Here is a 15,414-nt window from a genome sequence, read left to right as displayed (position 1 = left end):
CCTACAGAGGATCGTGGCAGCAGACACAGAGCTTGTTGCCATCAAGGTCGCGGAAGTAGGCGCCGTAATAGTTGGCGTGGTAGTGCGGGCGCAGACCCGGCGCGCCTTCGCTAACTGCACCGTGTACAAGCGCGGCTGCGTAGGCTGTGTCGACGGCCGCGCGCGATGGGGCCAGCAACGCGACCATCTGGCCATTGCCGCTGGCCTGCGCTTGCTGGTCGAACGGACGTGCAATCACAAACAGGGGTTGCGGCTGACCAGGCGCCGTCCAGCCGGCCCACGGCTTCTGGGCGTCGGCGAACTTGGCTTGCATGCCCAGCGCATCCATCACGGCGCCATATAACGCCAACGCGCGCTCATAGTCGGTGATGCCGATGAAGACGTGCGAGATCAAGACGGTTCCTTGAAGGGATTGCGGTCGTTCAGTTCGTCGATGTAATCGTCGATACCGCCTTTTTCGCGCTCCAGGAAGCGTTCGATCGCATCGGAGAAGGCAGGGTGCGCCAGCCAGTGCGCGGACCAGGTGCGGGTGGGCAGAAAGCCCCGTGCCATTTTGTGTTCGCCCTGCGCACCGCCTTCGAAGACGGCGATCTTCTGTTCAATGCAGAACTCCAGCGGCTGGTAGTAGGCCGCTTCGAAGTGCAGGCAAGGGACGTGTTCGAGCTCGCCCCAGTAACGGCCATACAGCGTATCCGCATTGTGGATGACCAGCGAGGCGGCGATCCGTTTGCCATTGCGCTCTGCGATCACGAGCAAAACGTTCTCCGGCATGGTCTGCCAGATGCGCAGGAAAAAGTCGATGTTCAAGTAGGGCGAGGAATGGTGTGCCTTGTATGTACGCTGGTAGCAGCGGTTGAAAAAGACCCAGTCATCCTCGGTGGTGTCGGCGCCACGCACACGGCGCAGCGTGACGCCCGCGTCCATGACCTTGCGCCGCTCGGCGCGGATGTTCTTGCGCTTTTTCTTTTCCAGCGTGTCCAGAAATTGGTCGAAGTCGCGGTACCCAGCGTTTAGCCAGTGGAACTGCACGCCGCTGCGCAGCATGAAGCCCGCGTCTTCCAACTGCTTCGCCTGTGCTTCGGGTGGATACAGGATGTGGGTGGACGACACTTCGGACGCCTGTTGTGTGGCGCGCAGCACCTGCAGCAGGGCAGCCCGGGCATTCTCGTCGCGTGCCATCAGGCGCGCGCCTGTGACAGGCGTGAATGGAATGGCCGACAGCAGTTTGGGGTAATAATCGACCCCGTTGCGCTGGTAGGCGTCGGCCCATGCCCAGTCGAATACGTACTCGCCGTAGCTGTGCATTTTGACGTACAGGGGCAGGGCGGCGACCAGCTCCGCGCCGTCGTGCAGGGTGAGGAATTGCGGCTGCCAGCCAGTTTCCGCACATGCACTGCCCGATTCGTGCAGCGCGTGCAGGAAAGCGTAGGACAGGAAGGGATTGGCGTCGGCCTGGGCGTTGACCAATGCGTCCCAGTCGGCCTGGCCGATCTCGGACAGGGAAGAGGCAATATGCGTGCGATAATTCATAGGCCCATTCTACGCAAAAAGGCGCGCGCCGTTTTTCCGTGCGCGGCGCCGCTCTGCCATTTACAGGATTGACCGGATGACAAACGAATTCTTGAACCTCTACTCGCACGGCTTTGCGCGGGTAGCGGTGGCCACCCCGCGCTGCCGGATCGCCGACCCGGCCTTCAACGCGGCCCAGACCATCGCGCTGGCCCTGCAGGCGCGCGAGCAGGGTGCGCTGCTGGTTGCATTCCCTGAGCTGGGCCTGTCGGCCTACACCTGCGACGATCTGTTTCACCAGGCAGCGCTGCTCGACGCCTGCGAAGCGGCGCTGGGCGAAGTGGTTAAAGCATCGGCCGGACTGAACCTGGCCATGATTGTCGGCCTGCCGCTGCGGGTCGATCACCAGCTGTTCAATTGCGCGGCAGTTGTGGCCAATGGCGCGATTTTGGGCGTGGTTCCCAAATGCTACCTGCCGAACTACGGCGAATTTTACGAAGCGCGCCAGTTCAGCGCCGCCGACAGCGCTGTCTCGAGCCAGATTACACTGCTGGGGCAGGACGTGCCGTTTGGGGCGAATCTGCTGTTCGACGTGGCGAATGTGCCCAATATGCGCTTCCATATCGAGATTTGCGAAGACGTGTGGGTGCCGATTCCGCCGTCGTCGTTTGCGGCGCTGGCCGGGGCCACAGTGCTGGTCAACCTGTCTGCTTCCAATGTTTTGGCGGGCAAGAGCGGCTATCGGCATCAGCTGGTGGCGCAGCAGTCGGCGCGTTGCCTGGCCGCGTATTTGTACACCTCGGCCGGTCTAGGTGAATCGTCGACCGACATGGCCTGGGATGGCCAGAACCTGATTTACGAAAAAGGCGAACTGCTGGCCGAAGCGGTCCGCTTCCAGGACGATTCGCACATCGTGTTTGGCGACGTGGACCTGGAGCGCCTGTCGCGCGAGCGCATGCACACGACCACGTTCGCGCATTCGGTACGGCGCCATGCGCACGAGGTGGCGGCGTTCCGCGTCGTCAGCGTGGATCTCGCGATCGCGCGTGACAAGGCGCTGCCGCTGGCGCGCACCGTGGCGCGCTTCCCTTACGTGCCTGCCGATCCGGCGCTGCGCGACGAGCGCTGCACCGAGGTCTATAACATCCAGGTGCAGGCGCTGGTGCAGCGGCTGTCGCAAAGCGGCATGAAGAAGGTGGTGATCGGCATTTCGGGCGGGCTCGATTCGACCCATGCGCTGCTGGTGTGCGCCAAGGCGATGGACCGGCTGTCGCTGCCACGCTCGAACATTCTCGCGTACACCATGCCTGGCTTTGCGACCAGCGAGCGCACGCTGCGTCAGGCGCGCGAGCTGATGGAGGCGGTCGGCACCACGGCCCACGAAATCGACATTCGTCCAAGCTGTATCCAGATGCTCAAGGACCTGGGCCATCCTTACGCCGAGGGCACCGAGGACTACGACATCACGTTCGAGAACGTGCAGGCGGGCGAGCGTACCAGCCATCTGTTCCGGCTGGCGAACTTCAATCAGGCCATTGTGGTGGGAACGGGCGACTTGTCCGAGCTGGCGCTGGGCTGGTGCACCTACGGCGTGGGCGACCATATGTCGCACTACAACGTGAACGCCAGCGTGCCCAAGACCTTGATCAGCCACCTGGTGCGCTGGGTGGCCGAAACGGGGCAGATTGGGACCGAAGGCTCGGGCACGCTGCTGGCAGTACTCGATACCGAGATCAGTCCCGAGCTGGTGCCCGGCAAGGCAGGCGAAGACAAGCCCGCGCAAAGCACCGAAAACACGATCGGACCGTACGAGCTGCAGGACTTCAACCTGTACTACATTCTGCGCTACGGGTTTGCACCATCGAAGGTGGCCTTCCTGTCTTACTGCGCCTGGCAGGAAAAGTACCAGCTATCGGCGATTAAAAAGCACTTGCGCACGTTTGTGTGGCGCTTCTTCCAGACCAGCCAGTTCAAGCGCTCCTGCGTGCCGAACGGGCCCAAGGTCGGCAATGGGGGCTCGCTGTCGCCGCGCGGCGACTGGCGTGCGCCTAGCGACGCCGAAGCCGCAGTCTGGCTCGCGAATCTGAAAACCATCCCCGACGAGCTGCCATAGCCATATGTCTCCAATTTGATCCACCGCAAGGTTTTTGTTGATCATATACACGATATTCCGTTATCAACAACGGAAAGGTGTTGCGATGAAACTCAAATTCCTCGGTGCAACAGGGACCGTGACCGGGTCTAAATATCTGGTCACGAGCGGCAGCAAGCAAGTCCTCGTCGATTGCGGCTTGTTCCAGGGCTACAAGCAACTGCGGCTGCGCAACCGCAGCATCTTTCCAGTGCCGCCTTCGGAGATCAGCGCGGTGGTACTGACGCATGCGCACCTTGATCACAGCGGCTATCTGCCGCTGCTGATCAAGGATGGCTTCCGGGGCAAGATCTACTGCAGCGCTGCCACCTTTGACCTGTGCAAAATTTTACTGCCTGATAGCGGCCACCTGCAGGAAGAGGAAGCCAATTTCGCCAACCGGCACGGCTATGCAAAGCACAGTCCCGCGTTGCCGCTGTATTCCGAGGCGGACGCCGTTCGCGCACTCAAGTTCTTTGCGCCGGTCGAATTCGGGACCCGTTTTTCTGTCAGCGAGGGCATCGAGGCGGAACTATCGCTCGGCGGGCACATTCTGGGGGCTGCTATCGTCACCTTGTACTGCGAGGGCAAGACCGTGGTGTTCTCCGGCGACCTGGGGCGCCAGAACGATCCGGTGATGGTGGCGCCGACCCCGATTGCCAACGCAGACTATCTGGTGGTCGAGTCGACCTACGGCGACAAACGCCACGATCCGGCCGACCCGCTGATCCTGCTGGGCCAGACCATTCGCGAGACGGCTGCGCGCGGCGGTGTGACGATCATTCCGTCGTTCGCCGTAGGACGGGCGCAGTCGCTGCTGTACGATATGTTCCGGCTCAAGGAGCGCGGCGAGATTGCCGCCTATTTGCCGATTTACTTGAACAGCCCGATGGCGGCTGACGCCACGGCGCTGTACCAGAAGCATTTGCACCAGCATCGGCTCAGCCATGAGCAGTGCAATGCCATGCGTCACGCAGCCACCATCGTCAACAGCGTGGAAGAATCAATCGCGCTCAATGAACGCACCGTGCCGATGGTGATTGTGGCAGCCAGCGGCATGGCCACGGGCGGGCGCGTGCTGCACCACCTGAAAGCGTTTGCTTCAGACCCGCGCAACACGATTCTGTTTGCCGGCTTTCAGGCCGGTGGCACGCGCGGCGCAGCCATGCTCGAAGGCGTCCCGGCCATCAAGATCCACGGCGAATATGTGCCGGTGCGGGCCCAGGTCAAGCAGATCACCAATTTATCGGCCCATGCGGATGCGGACGAAATCCTGGGCTGGCTGGGCCAGTTTAAAACGCGGCCGCAGCGCACCTTCATCACCCACGGCGAGCCGGCCGCTGCCGACGCGCTGCGCCTGCGCATGCAGAACGAACTGCGCTGGCCTTGCGAGGTTCCCGGCTACCTCGATGAAGTGGATTTGACATGAGCGGGGGCGCCAGCCTGCGCATGCGGCGCCTGGGTATCGATACTTATCAGGAACCGGTGGCGTATATGCGCAGCGACTGCAATGTGTGCAAGTCGGAAGGGTTCGAAGCGCGCTCGCGCATCGAGTTGTGGCGTGCCGGCACGTGCGTGGTGGCGACCTTGAACGTGGTGCATTTTGATTTGCTCGCCGGGGACGAGATTGGTCTGTCTGAAGCTGCCTGGCGCGCGCTGGGCGGCGATGACGGCGACGCGGTGCTGGTGAACCACCCGGCGCCGCTGCTGTCGTTTTCCTCGGTGCGCGCGAAGATTTACGGCCGTCCGCTCACTGGCGACGCGGCCGGCGCCATTATCAGCGATGTCAGTGCCGGACGCTATTCGGACATCGAACTGGCTGCCTTCATCACGGCATGCTCGGGCGGCCGGCTGGATACGGCCGAGACCATTGCGCTCACGCGTGCCATGGCAGGCGCCGGCCAGCGCCTGCACTGGGATAGCGATATCGTGGTCGACAAGCACTGTGTGGGCGGTTTGCCCGGCAACCGCACGACCTTGCTGGTGGTGCCAATTGTGGCTGCGTGCGGCTTGATCATGCCGAAAACCTCATCGCGTGCCATTACGTCGCCCGCAGGGACGGCAGACGCGATGGAAACGCTGGCTCCGGTCGCACTCGGGTTGCCGGACATGCGCCGGGTCGTGGAGCAGGAAGGCGGCTGCATCGTCTGGGGCGGCGCGGTGGCGCTCAGCCCCGCCGACGACTTGTTGATCCGGGTTGAGCGCCCCCTTGGACTGGACAGCGATGGCATGCTGGTGGCGTCAGTCCTGTCGAAGAAAATCGCGGCCGGTTCGACCCATGTGGTCATCGATATTCCCGTCGGGCGCACCGTCAAGGTCCGTTCGGCCGACAGCGCGCGGGCGCTGGGGGAACGCCTGATCCAGGTTGGCGCGGCGCTCGGCATCACGGTGCAAGTGGTAGCCAGCGATGGCACCCAGCCGGTCGGGCGCGGTATTGGTCCTGCCCTTGAGGCCTTTGACGTGCTGGCGGTGCTGCAAAACCAGGCCGATGCGCCCGACGACTTGCGCCAGCGCGCATTGTTGCTGGCCGCCTCGGTCCTGGAAATGGGGGGCAGAGCCGGGCCGGGCCAGGGTATGGCGCTGGCGCGGGAAACGCTGGCGTCCGGCCTGGCCTGGCGCAAGTTCCAGTCCATCTGCGAGGCTCAGGGCGGCATGCGGTCACCGCCGCGCAGCGCCCATACCCACGTATTGGAAGCGCAGCATCGCGGGCAGGTGGTAGCAATTGACAACCGGTTGCTCGCGCAGGTGGCCAAGCTGGCCGGCGCGCCAACGGCGAAGGCCGCCGGGCTTGTGTTTCATGCGCCGCTGGGAACAACGCTGGAAGTGGGCCAGCCCCTGCTGACGCTGCATGCGGAATCGCCTGGTGCGCTCGCTTATGCGCGCGCGTTTGCCGAACGCCAGGAACATCTTGTCACGATTCAGTCCTGACGGTGGGCCGTGCCAGCGAACCGTGTCACGCGCGTTTAGCCGGCACAAGAACGATCTCCCCCACCACTTCAAAAGACGGAAGAACGAACAATGGCATTTGAATTGGAAAGCACACGTGCGCTCGCAGTCGCACTTGGTTGCGGACTGCTGATTGGGATCGATCGCGAGCGCCGCAAGGGCACTGGTCCCGGCCGAGGCTACGCCGGTCTGCGCAGCTTTGCTCTTACCGCGCTTGGTGGCGCTCTAGCGCAGTTGAGCGCAGGCGCGCTGGTGGCAGCTGGCGCCTTGCTGGTCGTGGCGCTGAGCGTCGTTGCCTGCTGGCGCGACCGTTCCGATGATCCCGGCATCACCACCGAACTGGCGCTGTTCGTGACTTACCTGCTTGGCGTAACAGCGGTAAGCCATCCAGAGGTTGCGGCGGGGAGCGCCGTCGTTGTGGCAGCGATGCTGCATCTGCGCAGCCACATGCACCATTTTGTACGTGATTGCCTCAAGGACCATGAATTGCGTGACGGATTGGTGCTGGGCGCAGCGGCCCTGGTGCTGTTGCCTTTGCTGCCAGACGGACGCACTGCCTGGCTTCTGGGAATTAACCCTCACCGTTTGCTGGGGCTGGCAATTCTGATCATGACGATCCAGGCGGCGGCGCATGTGGCGCTGCGCATTGCCGGTGCCAGGCTCGGCATGGCTTTATCGGGGCTGGCATCAGGCGTTGTGTCCAGCGTGGCGACCACGGCTGCCATGGGCGCCAGGGCCAAGGGTGACCCGCGCCTGTTTGGGGCATGCGTCAGCGGGGCGCTGATGTCGAACGTCGCGACCTTCTTTTTGCTACTGCTCGTCACGTTGACGGTGGCGCCGGGACAAATCGGCGTGCTGGCGCCGCTGATCGGCGCGGGCGGCGTGGGCACCATGCTGGTCGCAGCAATCAGCATGACGCTGCAGGGCAAGGCTGGCAGCAGCGTTGACGCCAGCGGACATGCGTTCAGTCTGCGCCAGGCGTGTGGCTTTGCCGTGATTTTAAGTGCAGCCAGTGTGGGCATGGCCTACGCCAACGCCTGGCTTGGTTCCCAAGCCGCGTGGGCTGGCGCCGTGCTGGCCGGACTACTCGATTTTCACGCGGCGGCGGCATCGGTATTGTCACTGGCCGCCGCCGGTACTGTTGGCGCACGCGATGCCGAACTGGCGCTGCTCCTGGCATTGTCGGCCAACACGCTGAGCAAGCTGGTCGCCGCGTTTGCCGCCGGTAGTTTTGCCTATGGCATCAGGACCGGGCTGGGATTGCTGGCGATCCTGCTGGCCGCATGGCTGCCGCTATTGCTGGGTGTGGGCCACTGAAACGTTTAGAATAGGGGGAAGGTTCGACTTTTAATTTGGAGAATAACGATGAAACAGATTACCTGCGTGATCAAGCCATTCAAACTCGATGAAGTGCGTGAAGCGCTGGCCGAAGTCAACGTGACCGGCCTGACCGTGACCGAGGTGAAGGGATTCGGCCGTCAGAAGGGCCATACCGAGCTGTATCGCGGTGCCGAATATGTGGTCGACTTCCTGCCGAAAGTGAAGATCGAGGTGGTGGTGGACGACAGCATGTCCGAGCAAGTGGTCGATGCCATCATCAAGGCTGCGCGCACCGGCAAGATCGGCGACGGCAAGATCTTTGTGCAGGATGTGGAGCAGGTCATTCGTATCCGGACTGGCGAAACGGGACCGGAGGCGGTTTAAATTTGCGACTGTCCAAGGCTCGACCGATACGACCGGCCGGGCGTGGGCAGCGTGCGTGGTAGCGTCGTCTTTGAGGTGTAAGGTGCGCTACCTGGCGGGTTCTTTCATGTTTCGATAAAGCTTGAGCACAGTGTTCCTTTTCTATGGTCGGAAGGTGGACGTTGTCATGATCCGCCATACATCCTCAATGAAGACCAGAGTGAAGTCGTAATCGTTGGCAGCGCCACCGTTGTACCTGACGTAGATGATGTCGTCCTGCATATCCACGATGACGTTCCAGGCTTGCATATCTTGCGGATGGACCGAGCTACCGGGTAATTCCGTGGTCACCATTTTGTCTTCCGAACCATAGATATCATAGTGCGCGATGGTGGGCGTCACACCGGCCTGAATTGCGGCCTCCGACTGGGGGCCAGAGCCGCACAGCACTTCGTAAGCAAGGCGGGTGGCACCAGTTGGGGCATTGGCGCCGGCAAGCGTAGCCACTTCCGTGGCAATGCGCCGCACCTCGTCCGGCTTGCACGCGTTTATTTTCGTTGCGGTTTTCGGTGGCGTTGTTTTTTTCTTGCCGGCTGGTGCGGCGCCGGCCACGCCCATGCAGGCAAGCGACAGAATCAACAGCGATACAGCCTTGGTGTAATTCATTTTGTTCCTTTTCTCGCTTAAAGTTGCAGCGCATGTATGCAGCGCATGTATGCAGCGGTGCTGTGCGTGGCGAAGAAAGCGATCAGGCTAAATGGAAAAAATTGGCGAAATGGGGCGCGCGCTTTCACTGGATTCAGCGACCCATGCGCATATCGAATTTCCAGGTAATCAGCCGCAAGCCGGTAATCACGGTGGCGCTGGACCACAGCGCCAAATCCGGCTCTGCGCCGAATTTTTTCATAATCAAATACATCCAGCTGCCGATAAAAGCGCAGATGGCATATGGTTTCCCGTCGCGGAATACCATCGGCACTTCGTTACAGACAATGTCGCGCAGTACGCCGCCGAAAATCCCGGTGATCACCCCCATCATCGAGGCGATAAAGATCGGCATGTTCGCTTCCAGCGCAGACGCCACGCCAGCAATCGAAAACAAGCCAAGGCCAATTGCATCGGCAATGACGATCATGCGTTCGGAGACCACCTGCCGCAATGTACGAATGGCGGGGGCGGCGATCAAAGCCAGAATGAAGATGAGAATTGCGTATTCCTGGTGCGTGACCCAGAACAGGGGACGGCGGTCGAGCAGAATGTCGCGCAGGGTGCCGCCGCCAAACGCGGTGATGAAAGCGACGGTAAATACGCCCACCAAATCCATGCGCTTGCGGCGCGCTTCGATAAAACCGGAGAACGCGCCAACCAGAATCGCCAGGATTTCAATAAACTTTATGAGGGTCATGCAGTATGGATGGGCAGTGGCGACGCCGCTAGCCTAACATGCCATACAGATACTTGGTAGGGCGCTTAGCCGATCTTGGCAGTGAGGGCAGCGCGCAGCAGCACGATCAGGGCGCCATGGCTGCGGCCGTCGACATTGGCAGCGCAAAAGGCGATGACGTCGTCTTTTTGTTCGAGCCAGCTGTGCACCATGGAGCGCAAGACGGGCTCGCCGCCGGCCGAACCCAGGCCTTTGCCGTGAATCACGCAGACACAGCGCAGCTTGCGCCTGGCTGCGCGTGCCAGAAAGTCGCCCAAGGCATCGCGCGCGGTATCGCGGCGCATGCCGTGCAGGTCGAGCTCATCTTGCACGGGCCAGTGGCCCTTGCGCAATTTACGCACGACGTCGGAACCGACGCCGGCGCGGGTAAAGCTGAGGCTGGGGTCGTCGTCGAGCAGGTGGTCAACCTCGAAGGCGTCGGAAAGGGACTCGCGCAGCACGGCCGCATCGTCTTCGGCCTGGGTGCGCGGACGCGCCGGCTTGATGGTGACGTTGATGCCGGGCGGGGCGTTGGGCACATACCGGTTCGATTCAGGCAGCTTTTTCACGCCGCCCAGCGCGGTGCGGAACAGGCCGGCTTCTTGCCGGGCCACTTGTTCACGCTTTTCACGCTCGGCTTTTTCGATGGCGCGCGCCTGTTCCTGGTCCTTGAGTGCTTCTTTCAAGGCTTTAAGATCGGCAAAATCCTTCATCGACGGCATTGCTTCCTCAGTCTTCCAGGGCTTCCAGGTAACGCTGTGCGTCCAGGGCCGCCATGCAACCGGTGCCTGCGCTGGTGATGGCCTGGCGGTAAATGTGGTCCTGCACGTCGCCCGCTGCAAAGACACCGGCAATGCTGGTGGCGGTGGCCATGCCTTCGAGACCGGTTTTGGTCACGATATAACCGTTTTTCATTTCCAGCTGGCCTTCGAAAATGCTGGTATTCGGCTTGTGGCCGATGGCAACGAACAGGCCATGGACCTTCAGCGGGGTGATCGCGCCATCGACTGTCGACTTGATGTTGATGCCGGTAACGCCACTGTCGTCGCCGGTGACTTCTTCCAGCGTGTGGTTGTACTTGATGACGATTTTGCCTTCGGCTGCCTTGGCGTTGAGGCGGTCGATCAGGATGGCTTCGGCGCGGAACTTGTCGCGGCGGTGGATGATGGTGACCTTGGTGGCAATGTTGGACAGGTACAGTGCTTCTTCCACGGCGGTGTTACCGCCGCCAACGACAGCGACTTCCTGGTTACGGTAGAAGAACCCGTCGCAGGTGGCGCAGGCGGACACGCCCTTGCCCATGAACGCCTGTTCCGAAGGCAAACCCAGGTATTGGGCCGAGGCGCCGGTAGAAATGATCAGGGCGTCGCAGGTGAATTCCTGGCTGTCGCCGATGAGGCGGAAAGGGCGCTCGTTCAGCTTGGCGGTGTGAATATGGTCAAACACGATATCGGTCTTGAAACGCTCGGCGTGCTGGAGCATGCGCTGCATGAGTTCCGGCCCCTGCACACCCATGGGGTCGCCAGGCCAGTTTTCGACGTCGGTCGTGGTCATCAACTGGCCACCTTGTTCGACACCGGTGACCAGCATCGGGTTCAAATTGGCGCGCGCGGCGTAGACGGCGGCGCTGTAGCCTGCTGGGCCGGAACCGAGAATCAGGACTTTGGCGTGTTTGGTAGAGGTCATGGGGTCTGCTCAGGTGTGTATGGAAAGAAACTGGGGGCGCTCGGGCTGGATTCAAGCCCGTCGTCCTCGCGCAGGCGGGGACCCATGCCACGGCGCCGAAGTTGTTCAGCGTGCTATGGGTCCCCGCCTTCGCGAGGACGATGTTTCAGGGCCAGCGAATTATGCTCACATTATATTCCATGATGCGTGTGAGCATGAATCATGGGGCTGTCGGCCAATATATGGCTTAGAATGGGCGGATCGCAGTTTCATCAGCAGCAAGAATGCCAAAGAATAGCCAACCCCAAGCCTCGACTTACACCCGCAAAGATACTGTCCGGCAACCATTGCCGAACCGTCTGGTGCGCCTGCTGTCCGAAGCGCGCTGGATCGCGCTGGCAGCCATCTTCGTCTACTTTGTGATGATATTGCTCAGCTACAACAAGGGCGATCCGGGCTGGTCGCACGAGGTGGAAGTCACGACCGTGCACAATCTGGGTGGCCGTGCTGGCGCCTATCTTGCTGATTTAATGCTGTTTATTTTCGGCTTCTCGGCCTGGTGGTGGTGTTTCTGCTTCCTGCGGCTGGTGTGGAAGGGCTATCGCACCCTGACCAACAAGTACGTGATGGAAAAGGAAAACGACCCTGAACACCAGCACGAGGCAACCATTCGCTGGGTCGGCTTCACGCTGATGTTCATCGGCAGCGTCGGTCTGGAATACCTGCGCATGTGGTCGCTCCACGTGCAATTGCCGCGCGCGCCAGGGGGCGTGCTGGGCAAAATCATTGGCAATGCCTCCAACAATGCGTTTGGTTTTACGGGCGCCACCTTGCTGCTGCTGTTGCTGTTTGGCCTTGGTTTCAGCCTGTTCTTCCATGTGTCGTGGATGTCGGTGGCCGAGCGCATTGGCGCCACCATCGAATCGGGCGTGGAATGGTTCCGCCTGCGCTACCAGGATCGGGAAGACCGCAAGCAGGGCGAAGTGGCTGCCGTGAAACGTGACGAAGTGGTCGTCATCGAGCGGGCCAAGCACGTGGAGAAACACGTTGCCGCGCCGCCCGTGAAGATCGAGCCGCAGGTTGTGGAAGTTGTCAAATCGGAACGAGTGCAGAAGGAAAAGCAGGCTGCCCTGTTCCAGGACTTGCCGGGCGACTCCAGTTTGCCACCGCTGTCTTTGCTCGATGAACCGCCGGCAGTGCAGGAAACCGTGTCCGTCGAGACGCTGGAATTCACTAGTCGCCTGATTGAAAAGAAATTGTCCGACTTTGGCGTGGAAGCCAAGGTGGTCGCTGCCTATCCGGGACCGGTGGTCACGCGCTACGAAATCGAACCGGCAACGGGCGTCAAGGGCAGCCAGATCGTGGGCCTGGCGCGCGACCTGGCCCGTTCGCTGTCGCTGACCTCGATCCGCGTGGTGGAAACTATTCCCGGCAAAAACTACATGGCGCTCGAGCTGCCGAACCCCAAGCGCCAGATCGTGCGCCTGACGGAAATTGTCGGCTCCAAGGTGTACAACGACAGCGCGTCCCAGCTGACCGTGGCCCTGGGCAAGGATATTGCCGGCAAAGCCGTCATCGCCGACCTGGCCAAGATGCCGCACTTGCTGGTGGCCGGTACCACCGGTTCGGGTAAATCGGTGGGGATTAACGCCACCATCCTGTCGCTGTTGTACAAGTCGGATCCGGCCGATGTGCGGATGATCCTGATTGACCCGAAAATGCTGGAAATGTCGGTCTACGAAGGTATTCCGCATTTGCTGGCGCCGGTGGTCACCGATATGCGCCAGGCAGGGCACGCGCTGAACTGGGCCGTGAACGAAATGGAACGGCGCTACAAGCTGATGAGCAAGCTGGGCGTGCGTAACCTGGCGGGCTACAACGCCAAGATCATGGAAGCGGCCAAGCGCGAAGAACATATTCCGAATCCGTTCAGCCTGACGCCGGACTCGCCAGAACCGCTGGAAAAGCTGCCCACCATCGTCATCATCATCGACGAGCTGGCCGACCTGATGATGGTGGTCGGCAAGAAGGTGGAAGAATTGATCGCCCGTATTGCCCAGAAAGCCCGTGCGGCCGGCCTGCACCTGATTCTCGCCACGCAGCGGCCTTCGGTGGACGTGATTACCGGCCTGATCAAGGCGAACATTCCGACCCGTATTGCGTTCCAGGTATCTTCAAAAATCGACTCGCGCACGATTCTGGACCAGATGGGTGCGGAGGCGCTGCTGGGTATGGGTGACATGCTGTACATGCCGCCGGGTACCGGCCTGCCGATCCGCGTGCACGGCGCGTTTGTGTCCGACGATGAGGTGCACCGTGTCGTCAAGCACTTGAAGTCGACTGGCGAGCCGAACTATATCGAAGGCATCCTCGAAGGCGGCACCCTCGAAGGCGAGGGCGGGGCTGACGGTGCGCCGGCAGGCGAAGGCGGCGGCGAGGCGGATCCCATGTATGACCAGGCGGTGCAGGTTGTGCTCAAGAACCGCCGCGCTTCAATTTCCTTGGTGCAACGCCATCTGCGCATTGGTTACAATCGCGCGGCCCGTCTGCTGGAACAGATGGAGAATAGCGGGGTAGTTTCTGCCATGCAATCGAATGGCAACCGCGACATCCTGGTGCCCGCCGCCAGCGCAGAATAATCACCTGCTTGTGCACGCATCGCCGCCCTGGCCGTTAACCGGGGAAGGCGAACGTGCCCGTGCAGCACAATAAGAAAGGCAACAATGCAGACCATTTTCAAATCAAGCGCCGCAGCCCTGGCCGCGAGCCTGGCGTTCATCGGCAGTGCCCAGGCCAGCGCGCTGGAGCAATTCAAGAGTTTCGTCAGCAGTACCCAGTCCGCCCGTGGTGAATTTACCCAGCGCCAAGTCAAAAAAACCGGCGCGACCAAGCCGGGCGATACCTCCAGCGGCACCTTCGTGTTTGCCCGCCCTGGCAAATTCATCTGGACCTATACCAAACCCTACGACCAGCTGCTGCAAGCCGATGGCGAGCAACTGTTCATCTACGACAAAGACCTGAACCAGGTCACGGTGCGCAAGCTGGGCGACGCTCTGGGTTCCTCGCCAGCGGCCATTCTGTTCGGCAGCAACGACCTGGAAAAGAACTTTACCCTGGCCGAAGCAGGCAGCCGCGACGGCATGGAATGGCTGAATGCCACGCCCAAGGCCAAGGATAGCCAGTTCCAGCAGATCAGCATTGGCCTGAAAAATGGCACCCCGGCAGCCATGGAGCTGAAGGATTCGTTTGGCCAGACTTCGCAGCTTGCCTTCCCCAAGTTCGAGAAAAACCCTTCGCTAGGCCCGACCCAGTTCAAGTTTGAAGTCCCCAAGGGCGCAGACGTCTTCAAGAACTAAGCCGTCATTGCCGGCATGAACAAGAAGAAGATCGCCGTCGCGACCGCGCTTGCCGGGCTCGTCCTGTGGACGATCGCGCCGAGCAAGGCGCCGCGGACCAACCGCGTGCTGGCCAACGCCTTTCCGGCCAAGCTGCTGGCGGCGCCGTCGTCGTGCACCACGCCGGAGTGGCCCAAGGAAGCGCGGCGCTACGAGGTCGAAGGCATCACCTTGCTTCACTTCCACATCAATGCCGACGGCGCGATTGAAGATGCGCGCGTGGCCGCCAGCAGCAGCTGGAAACTGCTTGACGACGCCGCGCTGGCCTCCCTGATCAAATGCAAGTTCAAGGCCAATCTGGACGAGACCGAGCGCGATGCCACCTTCCCGATCCAGTTTGTCTGGACCCTGGCCGGTCCGCCCAGCAACCGGCCGCGCCTGGTGCCTGACAGTTGCGCAGCGTCGCCGCGGTTTTCCGGCTTTGAAGAATTCAACCGCACTCCGAGCAGCAAGGATGGCGTGCTGGTGCGCTTTCTGGTGACCGCCGACGGCACCGCCACGGGCGTCAAGGCCGAAGGTGTGGACGATGTTTTGGCAAGCGCGGCTGCCGATTACATTGCCAGCTGCACATTTGCAACCGACCCCACCGTGCCTGGCGAAAAGACCGATACCGCCTTCGGCCGGGTATTGCGCAAACGCCCCTAGCGCACCTTGCGAAACTG

Annotated in this window: 14 protein-coding genes; 8 read left to right on the top strand and 6 right to left on the bottom strand. The window is 61.4% G+C overall.

The features are described from left to right. Position 1: 1 nt before the first annotated feature. Entirely contained in the window at positions 2-394 is a 393-nt protein-coding gene (locus tag BUC24_RS12695; protein WP_073216508.1) for a VOC family protein, read from the bottom strand. Next, positions 391-1,530 (bottom strand): GNAT family N-acetyltransferase, encoded by a 1,140-nt coding sequence (locus BUC24_RS12690; RefSeq protein WP_073216505.1) that lies wholly within the window; start codon positions 1,528-1,530, stop codon positions 391-393. The genes BUC24_RS12695 and BUC24_RS12690 overlap by 4 nt, the downstream gene beginning before the upstream one ends. Positions 1,531-1,606: 76 nt before the next feature. On the opposite strand from BUC24_RS12690, the gene BUC24_RS12685 reads away from it, so the two are divergent. The 5 genes from BUC24_RS12685 (at position 1,607) to BUC24_RS12665 (ending at position 8,290) form a co-directional block, all read left to right on the top strand. Continuing rightward, entirely contained in the window at positions 1,607-3,622 is a 2,016-nt protein-coding gene (locus tag BUC24_RS12685) for an NAD(+) synthase (RefSeq protein WP_073216502.1), read from the top strand. Positions 3,623-3,707: 85 nt separating this feature from the next. Further along, positions 3,708-5,069 carry an MBL fold metallo-hydrolase RNA specificity domain-containing protein gene (locus BUC24_RS12680; protein ID WP_073216498.1) on the top strand — a complete coding sequence of 454 codons (1,362 nt, stop codon included), beginning with the start codon at positions 3,708-3,710 and terminating at the stop codon, positions 5,067-5,069. Further along, positions 5,066-6,568, top strand: a complete 1,503-nt coding sequence (locus tag BUC24_RS12675) for a thymidine phosphorylase family protein (RefSeq protein ID WP_073216494.1) — start codon at positions 5,066-5,068, stop codon at positions 6,566-6,568. The genes BUC24_RS12680 and BUC24_RS12675 overlap by 4 nt, the downstream gene beginning before the upstream one ends. Before the next feature lie 90 nt (positions 6,569-6,658). Then, on the top strand, positions 6,659-7,903 hold the full coding sequence (locus tag BUC24_RS12670; RefSeq protein WP_073216491.1) for an MgtC/SapB family protein: 1,245 nt from the start codon (positions 6,659-6,661) through the stop codon (positions 7,901-7,903). A gap of 48 nt (positions 7,904-7,951) precedes the next feature. Further along, on the top strand, positions 7,952-8,290 hold the full coding sequence (locus tag BUC24_RS12665; protein WP_073216488.1) for a P-II family nitrogen regulator: 339 nt from the start codon (positions 7,952-7,954) through the stop codon (positions 8,288-8,290). A 141-nt stretch (positions 8,291-8,431) separates the two neighbouring features. On the opposite strand, the gene BUC24_RS12660 is transcribed toward BUC24_RS12665, so the two are convergent. The 4 genes from BUC24_RS12660 to trxB all read right to left on the bottom strand — a co-directional run bounded on the left by BUC24_RS12660 (position 8,432) and on the right by trxB (position 11,378). Next, on the bottom strand, positions 8,432-8,935 hold the full coding sequence (locus BUC24_RS12660; RefSeq protein WP_073216485.1) for a hypothetical protein: 504 nt from the start codon (positions 8,933-8,935) through the stop codon (positions 8,432-8,434). 133 nt (positions 8,936-9,068) lie between these two features. After that, complete coding sequence (locus tag BUC24_RS12655) at positions 9,069-9,674, bottom strand: trimeric intracellular cation channel family protein (protein ID WP_073216482.1); 606 nt, start codon at positions 9,672-9,674, stop codon at positions 9,069-9,071. A gap of 65 nt (positions 9,675-9,739) precedes the next feature. Beyond that, positions 9,740-10,414, bottom strand: a complete 675-nt coding sequence (locus BUC24_RS12650) for a Smr/MutS family protein (protein ID WP_073216477.1) — start codon at positions 10,412-10,414, stop codon at positions 9,740-9,742. A gap of 7 nt (positions 10,415-10,421) precedes the next feature. Next, entirely contained in the window at positions 10,422-11,378 is a 957-nt protein-coding gene (trxB, locus tag BUC24_RS12645) for a thioredoxin-disulfide reductase (protein WP_073216473.1), read from the bottom strand. A 263-nt stretch (positions 11,379-11,641) separates the two neighbouring features. Here trxB and BUC24_RS12640 point away from each other — a divergent pair, with 263 nt between their 5' ends. The 3 genes from BUC24_RS12640 to BUC24_RS12630 all read left to right on the top strand — a co-directional run bounded on the left by BUC24_RS12640 (position 11,642) and on the right by BUC24_RS12630 (position 15,397). Beyond that, positions 11,642-13,996: a DNA translocase FtsK gene (locus tag BUC24_RS12640; protein WP_073216470.1), complete on the top strand. Its 2,355-nt coding sequence runs from the start codon at positions 11,642-11,644 to the stop codon at positions 13,994-13,996. Between the two features lie 84 nt (positions 13,997-14,080). Then, positions 14,081-14,713: an outer membrane lipoprotein chaperone LolA gene (gene lolA, locus BUC24_RS12635; RefSeq protein WP_073216462.1), complete on the top strand. Its 633-nt coding sequence runs from the start codon at positions 14,081-14,083 to the stop codon at positions 14,711-14,713. A 15-nt stretch (positions 14,714-14,728) separates the two neighbouring features. Beyond that, on the top strand, positions 14,729-15,397 hold the full coding sequence (locus BUC24_RS12630; RefSeq protein WP_073216458.1) for an energy transducer TonB: 669 nt from the start codon (positions 14,729-14,731) through the stop codon (positions 15,395-15,397). Positions 15,398-15,414: the final 17 nt, after the last annotated feature.

Origin of the sequence: Massilia sp. CF038 (assembly GCF_900129765.1) — a bacterium.
Lineage (GTDB): Bacteria > Pseudomonadota > Gammaproteobacteria > Burkholderiales > Burkholderiaceae_D > Telluria_A.
This window is presented reverse-complemented; position numbering and strand designations above follow the sequence as displayed.

Coding starts and splice junctions, on each gene's coding strand:
- BUC24_RS12690 (WP_073216505.1), bottom strand. CDS start 1,530: ATGAATTATCGCACGCATATTGCCTCTTCCCTGTCCGAGATCGGCCAG.
- BUC24_RS12685 (WP_073216502.1), top strand. CDS start 1,607: ATGACAAACGAATTCTTGAACCTCTACTCGCACGGCTTTGCGCGGGTA.
- BUC24_RS12680 (WP_073216498.1), top strand. CDS start 3,708: ATGAAACTCAAATTCCTCGGTGCAACAGGGACCGTGACCGGGTCTAAA.
- BUC24_RS12675 (WP_073216494.1), top strand. CDS start 5,066: ATGAGCGGGGGCGCCAGCCTGCGCATGCGGCGCCTGGGTATCGATACT.
- BUC24_RS12670 (WP_073216491.1), top strand. CDS start 6,659: ATGGCATTTGAATTGGAAAGCACACGTGCGCTCGCAGTCGCACTTGGT.
- BUC24_RS12665 (WP_073216488.1), top strand. CDS start 7,952: ATGAAACAGATTACCTGCGTGATCAAGCCATTCAAACTCGATGAAGTG.
- BUC24_RS12660 (WP_073216485.1), bottom strand. CDS start 8,935: ATGAATTACACCAAGGCTGTATCGCTGTTGATTCTGTCGCTTGCCTGC.
- BUC24_RS12655 (WP_073216482.1), bottom strand. CDS start 9,674: ATGACCCTCATAAAGTTTATTGAAATCCTGGCGATTCTGGTTGGCGCG.
- BUC24_RS12650 (WP_073216477.1), bottom strand. CDS start 10,414: ATGCCGTCGATGAAGGATTTTGCCGATCTTAAAGCCTTGAAAGAAGCA.
- trxB (WP_073216473.1), bottom strand. CDS start 11,378: ATGACCTCTACCAAACACGCCAAAGTCCTGATTCTCGGTTCCGGCCCA.
- BUC24_RS12640 (WP_073216470.1), top strand. CDS start 11,642: ATGCCAAAGAATAGCCAACCCCAAGCCTCGACTTACACCCGCAAAGAT.
- lolA (WP_073216462.1), top strand. CDS start 14,081: ATGCAGACCATTTTCAAATCAAGCGCCGCAGCCCTGGCCGCGAGCCTG.
- BUC24_RS12630 (WP_073216458.1), top strand. CDS start 14,729: ATGAACAAGAAGAAGATCGCCGTCGCGACCGCGCTTGCCGGGCTCGTC.